This is a genomic window from Pseudomonas sp. yb_9 (assembly GCF_043103635.1).
Taxonomy (GTDB): domain Bacteria; phylum Pseudomonadota; class Gammaproteobacteria; order Pseudomonadales; family Pseudomonadaceae; genus Aquipseudomonas; species Aquipseudomonas monteilii.
In genome coordinates, this window is sequence record NZ_JBICKA010000041.1 from 44084 (window position 1) to 58899 (window position 14816).

General features: G+C 61.9%; 11 protein-coding genes. All 11 read left to right on the forward strand.

The window, feature by feature from the left end:
• Window positions 1-8 precede the first annotated feature (8 nt).
• The 11 genes from rseP (at window position 9) to tilS (ending at window position 14611) form a co-directional block, all read left to right on the forward strand.
• Complete coding sequence (rseP, locus tag ACF8MI_RS09885) at window positions 9-1361, forward strand: RIP metalloprotease RseP (protein WP_200928747.1); 1353 nt, start codon at window positions 9-11, stop codon at window positions 1359-1361.
• A 73-nt stretch (window positions 1362-1434) separates the two neighbouring features.
• Window positions 1435-3795: an outer membrane protein assembly factor BamA gene (bamA, locus tag ACF8MI_RS09890; protein ID WP_060497323.1), complete on the forward strand. Its 2361-nt coding sequence runs from the start codon at window positions 1435-1437 to the stop codon at window positions 3793-3795.
• Between the two features lie 44 nt (window positions 3796-3839).
• Window positions 3840-4343 (forward strand): OmpH family outer membrane protein, encoded by a 504-nt coding sequence (locus tag ACF8MI_RS09895; RefSeq protein WP_003252311.1) that lies wholly within the window; start codon window positions 3840-3842, stop codon window positions 4341-4343.
• A gap of 1 nt (window position 4344) precedes the next feature.
• Window positions 4345-5400 carry a UDP-3-O-(3-hydroxymyristoyl)glucosamine N-acyltransferase gene (gene lpxD, locus ACF8MI_RS09900; protein WP_060497322.1) on the forward strand — a complete coding sequence of 352 codons (1056 nt, stop codon included), beginning with the start codon at window positions 4345-4347 and terminating at the stop codon, window positions 5398-5400.
• Window positions 5401-5514: 114 nt separating this feature from the next.
• Window positions 5515-5955 carry a 3-hydroxyacyl-ACP dehydratase FabZ gene (fabZ, locus tag ACF8MI_RS09905; protein ID WP_003252314.1) on the forward strand — a complete coding sequence of 147 codons (441 nt, stop codon included), beginning with the start codon at window positions 5515-5517 and terminating at the stop codon, window positions 5953-5955.
• Window positions 5952-6728, forward strand: coding sequence for an acyl-ACP--UDP-N-acetylglucosamine O-acyltransferase (lpxA, locus tag ACF8MI_RS09910; protein ID WP_016712927.1), 777 nt, complete (start codon window positions 5952-5954; stop codon window positions 6726-6728). Before fabZ ends, lpxA begins: the two co-directional genes overlap by 4 nt.
• 1 nt (window position 6729) lies before the next feature.
• Window positions 6730-7857 (forward strand): lipid-A-disaccharide synthase, encoded by a 1128-nt coding sequence (gene lpxB / locus ACF8MI_RS09915; protein WP_156867814.1) that lies wholly within the window; start codon window positions 6730-6732, stop codon window positions 7855-7857.
• Between the two features lies 1 nt (window position 7858).
• The gene (gene rnhB / locus ACF8MI_RS09920; protein ID WP_060497320.1) at window positions 7859-8482 is read left to right on the forward strand and encodes a ribonuclease HII; all 624 of its coding nucleotides are present in this window, start codon (window positions 7859-7861) and stop codon (window positions 8480-8482) included.
• 126 nt (window positions 8483-8608) lie between these two features.
• Window positions 8609-12133, forward strand: coding sequence for a DNA polymerase III subunit alpha (dnaE, locus tag ACF8MI_RS09925; RefSeq protein WP_104834104.1), 3525 nt, complete (start codon window positions 8609-8611; stop codon window positions 12131-12133).
• A 106-nt stretch (window positions 12134-12239) separates the two neighbouring features.
• Entirely contained in the window at window positions 12240-13187 is a 948-nt protein-coding gene (locus ACF8MI_RS09930; protein ID WP_028698702.1) for an acetyl-CoA carboxylase carboxyltransferase subunit alpha, read from the forward strand.
• Window positions 13188-13327: 140 nt separating this feature from the next.
• Window positions 13328-14611, forward strand: coding sequence for a tRNA lysidine(34) synthetase TilS (gene tilS, locus ACF8MI_RS09935; protein WP_200928746.1), 1284 nt, complete (start codon window positions 13328-13330; stop codon window positions 14609-14611).
• Window positions 14612-14816: the final 205 nt, after the last annotated feature.

The window sequence follows — 14816 nt, forward strand, 5'->3', positions numbered from 1 at the left end:
AGATGGACATGACAGCGCTCTACATGATTATCGGCACCCTCGTGGCCTTGGGTGTGCTGGTCACCTTCCACGAATTCGGCCACTTTTGGGTGGCGCGCCGCTGCGGCGTCAAGGTGCTGCGCTTCTCGGTGGGCTTCGGCACGCCGTTGCTGCGCTGGCATGACCGCCACGGGACCGAGTTCGTAGTCGCGGCGATTCCGCTGGGTGGCTACGTCAAGATGCTCGACGAGCGCGAGGGCGATGTGCCGCCTGCGCTGGCCGGGCAGTCGTTCAACCGCAAGTCGGTTCGCCAGCGTATCGCGATCGTCGCGGCAGGCCCGATTGCCAACTTCCTGCTGGCCATCCTGTTCTTCTGGGTGCTGGCAATGCTGGGTACCCAGCAGGTCCGTCCGGTGATCGGTGCGGTCGACAGTGACAGCCTGGCTGCGTCGGCTGGCCTGACCGCAGGTCAGGAAATCGTCTCCATTGACGGCAAGCCGACCAACGGTTGGTCGGCGGTCAATCTGCAGCTGGTTCGCCGTCTGGGTGAGAGCGGCACTTTGCAGGTTGGCGTGCTCGACGAAGGCGCCACTGCCGAGCGCCAGTTGCAGGTCAAACTGGACAGCTGGCTCAAGGGCGCCGACGAGCCGGACCCGATCCAGTCGCTTGGTCTGCACCCTTGGCGCCCGGCGATCGTGCCCGTACTGGCCGAGATCGATCCGAAGGGGCCAGCTGCCGCTGCGGGCCTAAAATCCGGTGACAAACTGCTGGCGGTCGATGGCGTGGCCGTGACCGAATGGCAACAGGTTGTCGACAGCGTGCGTGCGCGCCCGGATGCCAAAGTAATCGTGCGCGTGGAGCGTGATGGCGCGGCCCTGGACGTTCCGGTGATCCTGGCCCGCAAAGGCGAGGGCAAAGCAGTCGGTGGCTATCTGGGTGCCGGGGTAAAAGGTGGCGAATGGCCTGCCAGCATGCTCCGCGAAGTCAGCTATGGCCCGCTGGAAGCGGTGGGTGAGGGCTTGTCGCGCACCTGGAACATGAGCGTCCTGACCCTTGAGTCGCTGAAGAAAATGCTGTTCGGAGAGCTCTCGGTAAAAAACTTGAGTGGACCGATAACCATTGCTAAAGTGGCGGGCGCTTCGGCCCAGTCCGGCGTGGGGGATTTCCTGAATTTCCTGGCCTACCTGAGCATAAGCCTGGGGGTTCTTAACCTGCTGCCCATTCCGGTACTGGATGGGGGGCATTTGCTGTTTTACCTGGTCGAGTGGGCGCGCGGTCGTCCGCTGTCGGATCGGGTGCAAGGTTGGGGGGTCCAGATCGGTATCAGTTTGGTCATAGGGGTGATGTTGCTCGCCCTGATCAACGATCTGGGTCGACTATAAAGCTTCGCTCAATTGCGAACCTGCCGTGTTGTAGCGGCGGGTTGTTTATTGCCAGTTGGAATAAAAGGACTTCATGAAACGTCTGCTGCTAACTGCGGTCATGTCCGCACTGATGATCGCTGAAGTTCACGCCGAGTCCTTCACCATCTCCGATATTCGCGTCAACGGCCTGCAGCGGGTTTCCGCCGGCAGTGTGTTCGGTGCCCTGCCGCTGAACGTCGGCGACCAGGCGGACGACCGCCGCCTGGTGGACTCGACCCGTTCCCTGTTCAAGACTGGGTTCTTCCAGGACATTCAGCTGAACCGCGATGGCAATGTGCTGATCATCAACGTGGTCGAGCGCCCGTCGGTGTCGAGCATCGAGATCGAAGGCAACAAGGCAATCAGCACCGAAGACCTGATGAAGGGCCTGAAGCAATCGGGCCTGGCCGAAGGCGAGATCTTCCAGCGTGCCACCCTCGAAGGCGTGCGTAACGAGCTGCAACGCCAGTACGTGGCCCAGGGCCGCTACTCGGCCGAGGTCGACGCCGAAGTGGTGCCGCAACCGCGCAACCGCGTCGCGCTGAAGATCAAGATCAACGAAGGCACCGTCGCTGCCATCCAGCACATCAACATCGTTGGCAACAACGTGTTCGACGATGAAACCCTGGGGCAGTTGTTCGAGCTGAAGACCACCAACTGGCTGTCGTTCTTCAAGAACGACGACAAGTACGCCCGCGAAAAATTGTCCGGCGACCTGGAGCGTCTGCGCTCCTACTACCTGGACCGCGGCTACATCAACATGGACATCGCCTCCACCCAGGTGTCCATCACGCCAGACAAGAAACACGTCTACATCACCGTCAACATCAACGAAGGCGAGAAGTACACCGTTCGCGACGTGAAGCTGTCCGGTGACCTGAAAGTGCCGGAAGACCAGGTCAAGTCGCTGCTGCTGGTGCAGCCGGGCCAGGTGTTCTCGCGCAAGGTGATGACTACCACGTCCGAGCTGATCACCCGCCGCCTGGGTAACGAAGGCTATACCTTCGCCAACGTCAACGGCGTACCTCAGCCGAACGACCAGGACCACACGGTCGACATCATGTTCGTGGTCGACCCGGGCAAGCGTGCCTACGTCAACCGCATCAACTACCGCGGCAACACCAAGACCGAAGACGAAGTGCTGCGTCGCGAAATGCGCCAGATGGAAGGCGGCTGGGCCTCGACCTACCTGATCGACCAGTCCAAGACTCGTCTGGAGCGCCTGGGCTTCTTCAAGGAAGTCAACGTAGAGACCCCGCCGGTGCCGGGCACCGACGACCAGGTCGACGTCAATTACAGCGTCGAAGAGCAAGCTTCGGGCTCGATCACCGCCAGTGTCGGTTTCGCCCAGAGCGCCGGCCTGATCCTCGGCGGTTCGATCAGCCAGAGCAACTTCCTCGGTACCGGTAACAAGGTATCCGTCGGCCTGACCCGTTCGGAATACCAGACCCGCTACAACTTCGGCTTCGTGGACCCCTACTTCACGGCCGACGGCGTCAGCCTGGGCTACAACGCCTTCTACCGCAGCACCAACTACGACGACCTCGATGTCGACGTGGCCAGCTATGCGGTGGACAGCTACGGCGCGGGCGTTAGCCTGGGCTACCCGATCAGCGAAACCTCGCGCCTGACCTATGGCCTGAGCGTGCAGCAGGACAAGATCAAGACCGGTAAGTACACCGTTGACGAGATCTTCGATTTCCTCGAGCAGGAAGGCGACAACTTCCTGAACTTCAAGGCCTCGATCGGCTGGTCCGAGTCGACCTTGAACAAAGGTGTGCTGGCTACCCGTGGTCACTCGCAAAGCCTGACTCTGGAATCCACCATTCCGGGTAGCGACCTGTCGTTCTTCAAGCTCGACTACCGTGGTCAGCTTTTCAAGCCGATCACCAACGACTACACCCTGCGCCTGCACACCGAGCTGGGCTATGGTGACGGTTACGGCAGCACCTCCGGCCTGCCGTTCTACGAGAACTACTTCGCGGGTGGCTTCAACTCCGTCCGTGGCTTCAAGGACAGCAGCCTGGGCCCACGCAGTACGCCGAGCCGCGGCGCGGCCGACGGTGGCAAGCCAGGTACCATCCGCGACCCGGATCAGGATCCGTTGCCGTTCGGTGGTAACGTGCTGGTGCAAGGTGGTGCCGAGTTGCTGTTCCCGCTGCCGTTCGTCAAGGACCAGCGTTCGCTGCGCACCTCCGTGTTCTGGGACGTCGGTAACGTGTTCGACACCAATTGCGGCAACAAGCCTGATTGCGAGAAAGTCGGTTTCTCGGGCATGGCCAGCTCGGTTGGTCTTGGTGTGACCTGGATTACCGCACTGGGCCCGCTGAGCTTCAGCTTGGCAATGCCGGTGAAGAAGCCGGACGATGCCGATACCCAGGTGTTCCAATTCTCTCTGGGCCAGACCTTCTAAGGTCGGCCCTTGCTTAATGACAACGGTTTATCCAGGAGTGCATCGTGCGTAAATTGGCTCAACTGGCCGTAGTGGCCGCGGCGCTGGTCGCCACCCCGGCTTTCGCCGAAATGAAGGTTGCCGTGCTGAACTATCAGATGGCCCTGCTGGAATCGGATGCTGCCAAGAAGTACGCAGTTGATGCCGAAAAGAAGTTCGGCCCGCAACTGACCAAGCTGAAAAGCCTGGAAAGCAGCGCCAAGGGCATCCAGGACCGCCTGATCAAGGGCGGCGACAAGATGCAGCAGCAGGAGCGTGAGCGCCTGGAGCTCGAGTTCAAGCAAAAGGCCCGTGACTTCCAGTTCCAGTCCAAGGAACTGAACGAAGCCAAAGCCGTTGCCGATCGCGACATGCTCAAGCAACTGAAGCCAAAGCTGGATGGTGCTGTCGAGGAAGTGATCAAGAAGGGCGGCTACGACCTGGTCCTCGAGCGTGGTGCGGTCATCGATGTCAAGCCTCAGTACGACATCACCCGCCAGGTCATCGAGCGCATGAACCAAGCCCGTTGATATGAGTGTGACCATGACGCTAGGCCAGCTGGCCGAGGCCCTCGGTGCCACCCTCAAGGGGCCCGAGGCGTTGCAGATTACCGGGCTGGCCACCTTGCAGGAGGCAGGCCCCGGTCAATTGAGCTTCCTCGCCAACCCGCAGTACCGCAAGTACCTGGATAACTGCCAGGCGGGTGCGGTATTGCTCAAGGCTGCGGATGCCGAAAGCTTCGCTGGCAATGCCCTGATCGTGGCCGACCCGTACCAGGCGTATGCGCGTATTTCCCACTTGTTCGACCCCAAACCCAAGGCTGTGGCGGGAATCCATCCCAGCGCCGTGGTGGCTGAGGACGCGCAGGTGGACGCCAGCGCCAGCATCGGGCCGTTCGCGGTTATCGAAAGCGGTGCGCGCATCGGGGCTGATGTCAGCATCGGCGCACATTGCTTCATCGGTGCGCGTTGCGTTGTAGGTGAAGGCGGCTGGCTGGCGCCGCGGGTGACGTTGTATCACGACGTCACCATCGGCAAGCGAGTAGTCATCCAGTCAGGTGCTGTGATCGGCGGCGAAGGCTTCGGCTTTGCCAATGAGAAAGGCATCTGGCGCAAGATTGCCCAGATTGGCGGCGTCACCATTGGTGATGACGTTGAAATCGGCGTCAACACTGCCGTCGACCGTGGTGCGCTGTCCGACACGCGGATCGGCGACGGGGTAAAGCTCGACAACCAGATCCAGATCGCCCACAACGTGCAGATCGGTGACCACACGGCCATGGCGGCTTGCGTGGGCATCTCCGGCAGTACGCGCATCGGCAAGCATTGCATGCTGGCCGGCGGCGTAGGCCTGGTAGGGCACATTGATATTTGCGATAACGTATTTGTTTCCGGGATGACAATGGTAACCCGTTCGATCACTGAACCCGGTTCCTATTCTTCCGGCACAGCCATGCAGCCTTTGGCTGACTGGCGCAAGAGCGCTGCGCGTATCCGTCAGCTCGATGACATGGCCAAGCGTCTTCAGCAGCTGGAAAAACGCGTCGATACCGTGACCTCAGGTGGCCTGCCGACATCAGAAGGCTGATACCATTCCCTGAGCAAGAGTGAACAGTCGCTAGCTGGCTCCTCTTTGGATTGCAAAAGGAGCGTGTGGTCAGCACCTGCGCTCCCTATTCTTATTACAGGCTTCCCCCCCGAAATGATGGACATCAACGAGATTCGCGAATACCTGCCTCACCGTTACCCGTTCCTGCTGGTGGACCGAGTGACGGATCTGGACTTCGAGGCCCAGAGCATTCGTGCCTACAAGAATGTCAGCATCAACGAGCCGTTCTTCAATGGCCACTTCCCGGCGCACCCGATCATGCCGGGTGTCCTGATCATCGAAGCCATGGCCCAGGCGGCCGGCATCCTTGGCTTCAAGATGCTCGATGCCAAGCCGGCCGACGGCACCCTGTACTACTTCGTCGGCTCCGACAAGCTGCGTTTCCGTCAGCCGGTACTGCCGGGTGACCAGTTGGTGCTGGAAGCCAAGTTCCTCAGCCGCAAGAGCATGATCTGGAAATTCGAGTGCCGTGCCCTGGTCGACGGCAAGCCGGTTTGCTCGGCAGAGATCACCTGCGCGGAACGCTCCCTATGAATTCGATTGATCCTCGGGCCATTATCGACCCGTCGGCCAAACTGGCCGATGGCGTCGAGGTCGGCCCTTGGTCGATCGTTGGCCCCGATGTGGAAATCGGGGAGGGCACCGTTATCGGCCCGCATGTTGTGCTCAAAGGCCCGACCCGCATCGGCAAGCACAACCGTATCTTTCAGTTTTCCTCGATCGGTGAAGACACCCCGGACCTCAAGTACAAGGGTGAACCGACGCGCCTGGTGATCGGTGACCACAATGTGATCCGTGAAGGGGTGACCATTCACCGTGGTACCGTTCAGGACCGCGCCGAAACCACCGTGGGTGACCACAACCTGATCATGGCCTATGCCCACATCGGCCACGACAGCGTCATTGGCAATCACTGCATCCTGGTCAACAACACAGCCCTGGCCGGCCATGTGCATGTGGGTGACTGGGCGATCCTGTCTGGCTACACCCTGGTGCACCAGTACTGCCATATCGGCGCCCACGCGTTTTCCGGCATGGGTACGGCGATTGGCAAGGACGTTCCGGCTTTTGTTACCGTGTTTGGCAGCCCGGCCGAAGCCCGTAGCATGAACTTCGAGGGCATGCGCCGTCGCGGTTTCAGCGACGAGGTGATCCATGTGCTGCGCCGTTGCTACAAGATTGTCTACCGCCAGGGCCTGACCGTCGAAGACGCGCTCAAGGAGTTGGCGGAAATGGCCGCGCAACATCCTGAGGTCGAACTGTTCCGCCAGTCGATCGTGAACTCCGCCCGCGGCATCACCCGCTGACATGGCCCCGCTTTGCGTAGCCTTGGTCGCAGGTGAGGCCAGCGGCGATATTCTGGGGTCCGGCCTGATGCGTGCCCTCAAGGCGCGCCACCCGGATGTGCGTTTCATAGGCGTTGGCGGCCCGTTGATGGAAGCCGAAGGCCTGCAATCGTACTTCCCCATGGAGCGCCTGGCTGTCATGGGCCTGGTCGAAGTGCTGGGGCGCCTGCGCGAGTTGCTCAAGCGCCGCAAGCTGCTGATCCAGACGCTGATCGCCGAAAAGCCGGATGTATTCATCGGCATCGACGCCCCTGACTTCACCCTCAACATCGAGCTGAAACTGCGTCAGGCCGGGATCAAGACCGTGCACTACGTCAGCCCGTCGGTCTGGGCGTGGCGGCAGAAGCGTGTGCTGAAGATTCGCGAAGGCTGCGACCTGATGCTGACGCTGTTGCCGTTCGAGGCGCGGTTCTATGAAGAGCAGGGCGTGCCGGTACGTTTTGTTGGCCACCCGTTGGCCGACACCATACCGCTTGAAGCCGACCGCCCGGCTGCGCGCGCTGCGTTGGGCTTGGGCGAGGGGCCGGTAGTGGCACTGATGCCGGGTAGCCGGGGTGGGGAAGTCGGGCGACTGGGCGTATTGTTCCTTGATGCCGCAGAGCGCTTGTGCCAACAGGTGCCGGGCGTGCGCTTCGTGCTGCCGTGCGCCAATGCCGCGCGCCGTGCCCAGGTCGAGCAGATGCTCGAAGGGCGGCAGCTGCCGCTGACGCTGCTGGATGGCCAGTCGCATCAGGCCCTGGCGGCCTGTGATGCCGTACTGATCGCCTCTGGCACCGCCACCCTCGAAGCGTTGCTGTTCAAGCGGCCTATGGTGGTGGCCTATCGCCTTGCGCCCTTGACCTACTGGATTCTCAAGCGCCTGGTGAAAAGCCCCTACGTCTCATTGCCGAACCTGCTGGCCCAGCGCGAGCTGGTGCCCGAGTTGCTGCAGGATGACGCCACCAGCGAAGCGTTGGCCAATACCCTTGCGCCGCTGGTGCGTGATGGCAGCCGGCAGACCGAACGTTTCGACGAAATTCACCGCACCCTGCGCCGCGACGCCTCCAATCAGGCGGCCGAGGCGGTACTGGCCCTGCTCAAGGACCGCTGACATGCAAATTGGACTGGACTTCAACCTGGTCGAGGACCTGGTCGCCGGCGTTGACGAAGTGGGCCGTGGCCCACTGTGTGGCGCGGTGGTGACGGCGGCGGTGATCCTCGATCCTGCGCGCCCGATCCTGGGCCTGAACGATTCGAAGAAGCTCACCGAAGCCAAGCGCGAGGCGTTGTTCGACGAAATCCGTGAAAAGGCGCTGAGCTTCTGTATCGCCCGTGCCGAGGTCGATGAAATCGACCGCCTGAACATCCTGCAGGCCACGATGCTGGCCATGCAGCGTGCGGTGGAAGGCCTGCACATCACGCCGAAACTGGCCCTGATCGATGGCAACCGCTGCCCGAAGCTGGCCGTACCGGCCTCGCCGGTGGTCAAGGGCGATAGCCAGGTGCCGGCGATCGCGGCGGCTTCGATCCTGGCCAAGGTGACACGAGACCGGGAGATGAGTGCATTCGAGCTGATCTACCCGGGTTATGGCATTGGCGGGCACAAGGGCTACCCGACCCCAGTGCACCTCGAGGCGCTCGCACGATTGGGGCCTACGCCCATTCATCGGCGTTCCTTTGCCCCGGTGCGGGCGGCCTGGGACGCACGTGAAGGCGTCATCGATTCCCTGATCTGACCCGTTGGGGCCGCTGTGCGGCCCTTCGCGGGCAAGCCCGCGAAGGGCTGCGACGCAGCCCAAAAACCCTCTCGCAATTAAGCTACAATCCCGCCCTTGTCGTTCAGCACTGCTACAGGATTTTCCATGTCGGTTCCCTTCGTTCACCTGCGCGTCCACTCCGAATTCTCGCTGGTCGACGGCCTGGTGCGGGTCAAACCGCTGGCCAAGGCGCTGGCGGGGATGAACATGCCGGCGGTGGCGATCACCGACCAGAGCAACATGTGCTCGCTGGTGAAGTTCTATAAGACCGCCATGGGCGCCGGCATCAAGCCGATCTGCGGCGCCGACCTGTGGCTGGCCGGTGCCGACCCGGAAGCGCCGCTGTCGCGCATCTGCTTCCTGGCCATGGACCCCAAGGGCTATCGCAACCTCACCGAGTTGATCTCGCGTGGCTGGACCGACGGCCAGCGCAATGGCCTGGTCATCCTGCAGCGTGAATGGATCGCCCCTGTCAGTGAAGGCCTGATTGCCCTGTCTGCGGGCAAGGAAGGCGACATCGGCATGGCCTTGCTGGCTGGCCGGGACGACGAAGCCCAGGCCCTGCTGCAAGACTGGATGGGCATGTTCCCCGATCGCTTCTACGTTGAAGTGCAGCGCACCAACCGCGCCCGTGACGAAGAGTACGTGCACGCTGCGGTAGCGCTGGCAGACAAGCTCGGCGCCCCGCTGGTGGCCACCAACGACGTGCGCTTCCTCAAGCAAGCCGACTTCGATGCCCACGAAACCCGCGTGTGCATTGGCGAGGGCTGGACCCTCGACGACCCGCGCCGCCCGCGTAGCTACAGCGATCAGCAGTACCTGAAGTCGGCCGAGGAAATGGCCGAGCTGTTCAGCGACCTGCCTGATGCCATCGCCAACACGGTCGAAATCGCCAAGCGCTGCAATATCCAGGTTCAGCTGGGCAAGTACTTCCTGCCCGATTTCCCCACGCCCAATGGCATGGGTATCGACGATTACTTGCGGCATGTGTCCCACGAAGGCCTGGAAGAGCGCCTGGCGGTGCTGTGGCCGAAAGAGACCACGCCCAATTACGAAGAAAAGCGCCAGGTGTACCTGGACCGCCTGAAGTTCGAGCTGGACATCATCATCCAGATGGGCTTCCCCGGCTACTTCCTGATCGTTATGGACTTCATCAAGTGGGCCAAGAACAACGACGTGCCGGTAGGCCCGGGCCGTGGTTCGGGTGCTGGCTCGTTGGTGGCCTACGTACTCAAGATCACTGACCTCGACCCGCTGGCCTACGACCTGCTGTTCGAGCGCTTCCTTAACCCTGAACGTATTTCCATGCCCGACTTCGACGTCGACTTCTGCATGGACGGCCGTGACCGGGTGATCGACTACGTGGCCGAGGCTTACGGCCGCAACGCGGTGAGCCAGATCATCACCTTCGGTACCATGGCCGCCAAGGCAGTGGTGCGTGACGTGGCGCGGGTGCAGGGCAAGTCCTACGGCCTGGCCGACCGCCTGTCGAAGATGATCCCGTTCGAAGTGGGCATGACCCTGGAGAAGGCCTACGAGCAGGAAGAGATCCTGCGCGACTTCCTCAAAGGCGACGAAGACGCCCGCGAAATCTGGGACATGGCCTTGAAGCTGGAAGGTGTGACCCGGGGTACCGGCAAGCACGCCGGTGGTGTGGTTATCGCGCCGACCAAGCTCACCGACTTTTCGCCGATCGCCTGTGACGAAGAGGGCGGTGGGTTGGTAACCCAGTTCGACAAGGATGACGTCGAGGCTGCGGGCCTGGTGAAGTTCGACTTCCTCGGCCTGCGTACGCTCACCATCATTAAGTGGGCGATGGAGATCATCAACCGCGAGCAGGCCAAGAAGAACCTGCCGGATCTCAACATCGACTTCATCCCGCTGGACGACCGCAAGACGTACGAGTTGCTGCAAAAAGCCGAGACCACGGCGGTGTTCCAGCTCGAATCGCGCGGCATGAAGGAGCTGATCAAGAAGCTCAAGCCCGACTGTCTGGAAGACCTGATCGCACTGGTGGCACTGTTCCGCCCGGGCCCGCTGCAATCGGGCATGGTGGACGACTTCATCAACCGCAAGCACGGCCGCGCCGAGCTGGCTTACCCGCACTCCGACTACCAGTATGAAGGCCTCAAGCCGGTACTGGCACCGACCTACGGCATCATCCTGTATCAGGAACAGGTGATGCAGATTGCCCAGGTGATGGCGGGCTATACCCTGGGCGGCGCCGACATGCTGCGCCGGGCGATGGGTAAGAAAAAACCCGAGGAAATGGCCAAGCAGCGCGGTGGTTTCATCGAAGGCTGCGTGGCCAACAATATCGATGCGGACCTTGCCGGTAACATCTTCGACCTGGTAGAGAAGTTCGCCGGTTACGGGTTCAACAAATCCCACTCCGCGGCTTATGGCCTGGTGTCGTACCAGACCGCCTGGCTGAAAACCCACTACCCGGCGCCGTTCATGGCTGCGGTACTGTCGGCGGACATGCACAACACCGACAAGGTGGTGGTGCTGGTCGAGGAAGTGCGCAGCATGAAGCTGCGCCTCGACGCGCCGGATGTGAACTTCTCCGACTTCAAGTTCACCGTCAACAACGACGGCCGCATCGTCTATGGCCTGGGTGCCATCAAGGGCGTGGGTGAAGGCCCGGTGGAGGCAATTGTAGAGGCCCGTGCCCAGGGCGGCCCGTTCAAGGACCTGTTCGACTTCTGTGAACGTATCGACCTCAAGCGGGTCAACAAGCGTACCCTGGATGCGTTGATCCGAAGTGGCGCGCTGGACCGCCTGGGGCCGCATTTCCATGACGAGATCAAGGCCTATCACGCCAACATCGACATCAACCGTGCAACTTTGATCTCTGCGTTGGGTGAGGCCATCAAGGCTGCCGAGCAGGCAGCCCATACCGCTGACAGCGGCCATGTCGACCTGTTCGGCAGCATGTTCGACGCGGCGGATGTCGATGTTTATGCCAACCACCGCAAGGTGCGTGAACTCACCCTCAAGGAGCGCCTGAAGGGGGAGAAGGACACCCTCGGCCTGTACCTCACCGGCCACCCGATCGACGAGTACGAGGCCGAAATCCGCCGCTTTGCCCGCCAGCGCATCGTCGACCTGAAGCCGTCGCGTGAAACCCAGACGATCGCCGGCATGATCATTGCGCTGCGGGTGATGAAGAACAAGAAGGGCGACAAGATGGGCTTTGTCACGCTGGATGACCGCTCCGGGCGCATCGAGGCATCGTTGTTCGCCGATGCGTTCATGGCGGCACAGTCCTTGCTGCAGAACGATGCCATGGTGGTGGTGGAGGGTGAGGTCAGCAACGACGACTTCTCCGGTGGCCTGCGCCTGCGGGTCAAGCAGGTGATGACCATGGAAGATGCGCGCACCAAGCTGGCCGAAAGCTTGCGCCTGAAGGTGGCGCACGACGCATTGAAGGGCGACCGCCTGAAGTGGCTGGGCGAACTGATTACCCGCCATCGCGGTGCCTGCCCGATTACCCTGGAATACACCGGCAGTGATGCCAAGGCCATGCTGCAGTTCGGCGACCAGTGGGCAATCGACCCGGCCGACGGGCTGATTCAGGCGCTGCGTGACCAGTTCGGACGTGAGAACGTCTTCCTGCAATATCGTTGAACCGAAAAAAATTTAATCTCGACCTGAATGCGCCTGATCCCTTAAGGTAGGGCGCCAAACGGATCAACCGGCCGGCCGCCTGGCCGTAGACCCAAGACGGATGACTATGAACCCGAATTTTCTCGATTTCGAACAGCCGATTGCCGACCTGCAAGCCAAGATCGAAGGCCTGCGCCTGGTAGGCAACGACAACTCGCTGAACATCAGCGATGAAATTGCCCGTCTGCAAGACAAGAGCAGCACCCTGACCGAAAGCATCTTCGGCAACCTGACCAGCTGGCAGATCGCCCGTCTGGCCCGTCATCCGCGTCGTCCTTACACCCTGGACTACCTGGAACACATCTTCACCGAGTTCGAAGAGCTGCACGGTGACCGCCACTTCTCCGACGACGCCGCCATTGTGGGGGGTACCGCACGCCTGGACGGCAAGCCGGTCATGGTCATCGGCCATCAGAAGGGCCGTGAAGTGCGTGAGAAGGTGCGCCGCAACTTCGGCATGCCGCGCCCGGAAGGCTACCGCAAGGCTTGCCGCCTGATGGAAATGGCCGAGCGCTTCAAGATGCCGATCCTGACCTTCATCGACACCCCGGGTGCCTACCCGGGTATCGACGCCGAAGAGCGCAACCAGAGCGAGGCAATCGCCTGGAACCTGCGTGTGATGGCTCGCCTGAAAACCCCGATCATCGCGACCGTAATTGGCGAGGGTGGTTCTGGCGGTGCATTGGCCATCGGTGTGTGTGACCAGCTCAACATGCTGCAATATTCCACCTACTCGGTGATCTCGCCGGAAGGTTGCGCTTCGATCCTGTGGAAGACTGCCGACAAGGCAGCTGATGCGGCCGAGGCCATGGGCATCACTGCCGAGCGCCTGAAGAGCCTGAACATCGTTGACAAGGTGATCCAGGAACCGCTGGGCGGCGCCCACCGCGACCCGGCCAAGATGTCGGAAAGCATCCGCGCCGACCTGGTGCAGCAGCTGGACATGCTCAGCAAGTTCGACAACGACGCGCTGCTGGCCCGTCGTTACGAGCGCCTGATGAGCTACGGCCTCTGATAGCGAGATGAATGGCACCGGCTTCGCCGGTGTTCGCGGGCAAGCCCGCTCCCACAGGGACAGCGCTCTTCTGCACTGAGCGAGCAACTTGTGGGAGCGGCCTTGCCCGCGAATGCATTCTTGAATGGAGTGCGGGTTCGATGATCAACCTCACCCCTTGGCTCAACGCCCCAGCCTGGTACATCGCCTTTTCAGGCGGCCTCGATTCCACCGTCCTCCTGCACCTGCTGGCCGACTACGCTCGCCATCACACATCCCCCCCGCTGCGTGCGATCCACATCCATCACGGTCTGCAAACCGCCGCCGACGCCTGGCCCGCACACTGCCAAGCCATCTGCGACAATCTCGGCATTGAACTCCAGGTCATCCACGTCCAGGTCGCCCCCGGCGCCAGCCTCGAACAGGCCTCTCGCGATGCCCGCTATGCCGCGTTCAAACAAGCCCTGAGCCCCGGCGACATCCTGTTCACCGGCCAGCACCGTGACGACCAGGCCGAAACCCTGCTGTTTCGTCTGTTGCGCGGCGCCGGTCTGCGTGGCCTGGCTGCAATGCCGATGCAGCGGGCGCTAGGGCAGGGCAGTCTGGTCAGGCCTTTGCTGGCTTGTGCTCGGCAGCAGCTGCAAGCCTATGCCCGAATGAAGGGGCTAGCCTGGATCGAAGACCCGTCAAACGCCGACACACATTTCGCCCGCAACTTCCTGCGTGGCGAGGTGCTTCCGCATTTGCAGCAACGTTGGCCGCAAACCACCCAGAACCTCGCCCGCGCCGCAGAGCACCTGGGCGAAGCCTTGGGGCTGCTGGACGAGCTCGCCCAAGGTGACCTTGCGTGCGCAGAAAGGGGGGCGCCGAAGGCCTGGGCCGGGTTGGACTCGCTCGATCTGGCATCTCTGGTCGCGTTGTCGCCCGCCCGTCAGCGCAATGCCCTGCAGTATTGGCTGAGCCTTCGCACCCGTTTGCCAGACACCCGCCACTGGGCCGGCTGGGCGGACCTGCGTGATGCTGCCGGGGATGCGCAGCCGGTCTGGCGGCTCGCCGACGGGCACCTGCTGCGCAGCCATGGGCGCATCTGGTGGCTGAGTGGTGACTGGCTACAGCTGCCCGTCGGCGAGTTGGTATGGGGGAACCCCACCGTGCCGCTGTTGCTGCCAGGTAACGGCAGCGTGCGTCTTGCGGTCGCACAGCCGCTCGCAGACCTGCGCATCGCCTACCGCCAGGGCGGCGAAATGCTGGACATCCCCGGCCGTGGGCGGCGCGACCTCAAGCGCCTGCTCAACGAGTTGCAGGTGCCGCATTTCCTGCGCCCACGCCTGCCGCTGCTGTATCAGGGCGAGTGTTTGCTGGCGGTGGCCAACCTGCCGGGGTTGGTGCAGGCGGATTGCCAGCTGCACTGGCAGTTACCGACGAACGCGCAAGGTTTGAGCTGAAGGGTACATTCGGGTAGACTACCCTCCCTTCTTGATACAGCTTCTGTGGGTTCCGCGAAAACACAGGAGTTGCCGATTACCAAGCAGTTTTTTGCTGGGCTGATTCTGGAAATGACGAGCGAGCTCCATGCCGGGGATACCCCTGGTCTGTACAGACGCGGCAGTTTTTCGAGATGCACTGTGATTGACGCAGGTGATCGGGGGC

Excerpts from the sequence above, each read along its gene's own strand:
- fabZ (WP_003252314.1), top strand. The coding sequence starts at position 5,515 with ATGATGGACATCAACGAGATTCGCGAATACCTGCCTCACCGTTACCCG.
- bamA (WP_060497323.1), top strand. The coding sequence starts at position 1,435 with ATGAAACGTCTGCTGCTAACTGCGGTCATGTCCGCACTGATGATCGCT.
- rseP (WP_200928747.1), top strand. The coding sequence starts at position 9 with ATGACAGCGCTCTACATGATTATCGGCACCCTCGTGGCCTTGGGTGTG.
- dnaE (WP_104834104.1), top strand. The coding sequence starts at position 8,609 with ATGTCGGTTCCCTTCGTTCACCTGCGCGTCCACTCCGAATTCTCGCTG.
- rnhB (WP_060497320.1), top strand. The coding sequence starts at position 7,859 with ATGCAAATTGGACTGGACTTCAACCTGGTCGAGGACCTGGTCGCCGGC.
- lpxB (WP_156867814.1), top strand. The coding sequence starts at position 6,730 with ATGGCCCCGCTTTGCGTAGCCTTGGTCGCAGGTGAGGCCAGCGGCGAT.
- lpxA (WP_016712927.1), top strand. The coding sequence starts at position 5,952 with ATGAATTCGATTGATCCTCGGGCCATTATCGACCCGTCGGCCAAACTG.
- lpxD (WP_060497322.1), top strand. The coding sequence starts at position 4,345 with ATGAGTGTGACCATGACGCTAGGCCAGCTGGCCGAGGCCCTCGGTGCC.
- ACF8MI_RS09930 (WP_028698702.1), top strand. The coding sequence starts at position 12,240 with ATGAACCCGAATTTTCTCGATTTCGAACAGCCGATTGCCGACCTGCAA.
- tilS (WP_200928746.1), top strand. The coding sequence starts at position 13,328 with ATGATCAACCTCACCCCTTGGCTCAACGCCCCAGCCTGGTACATCGCC.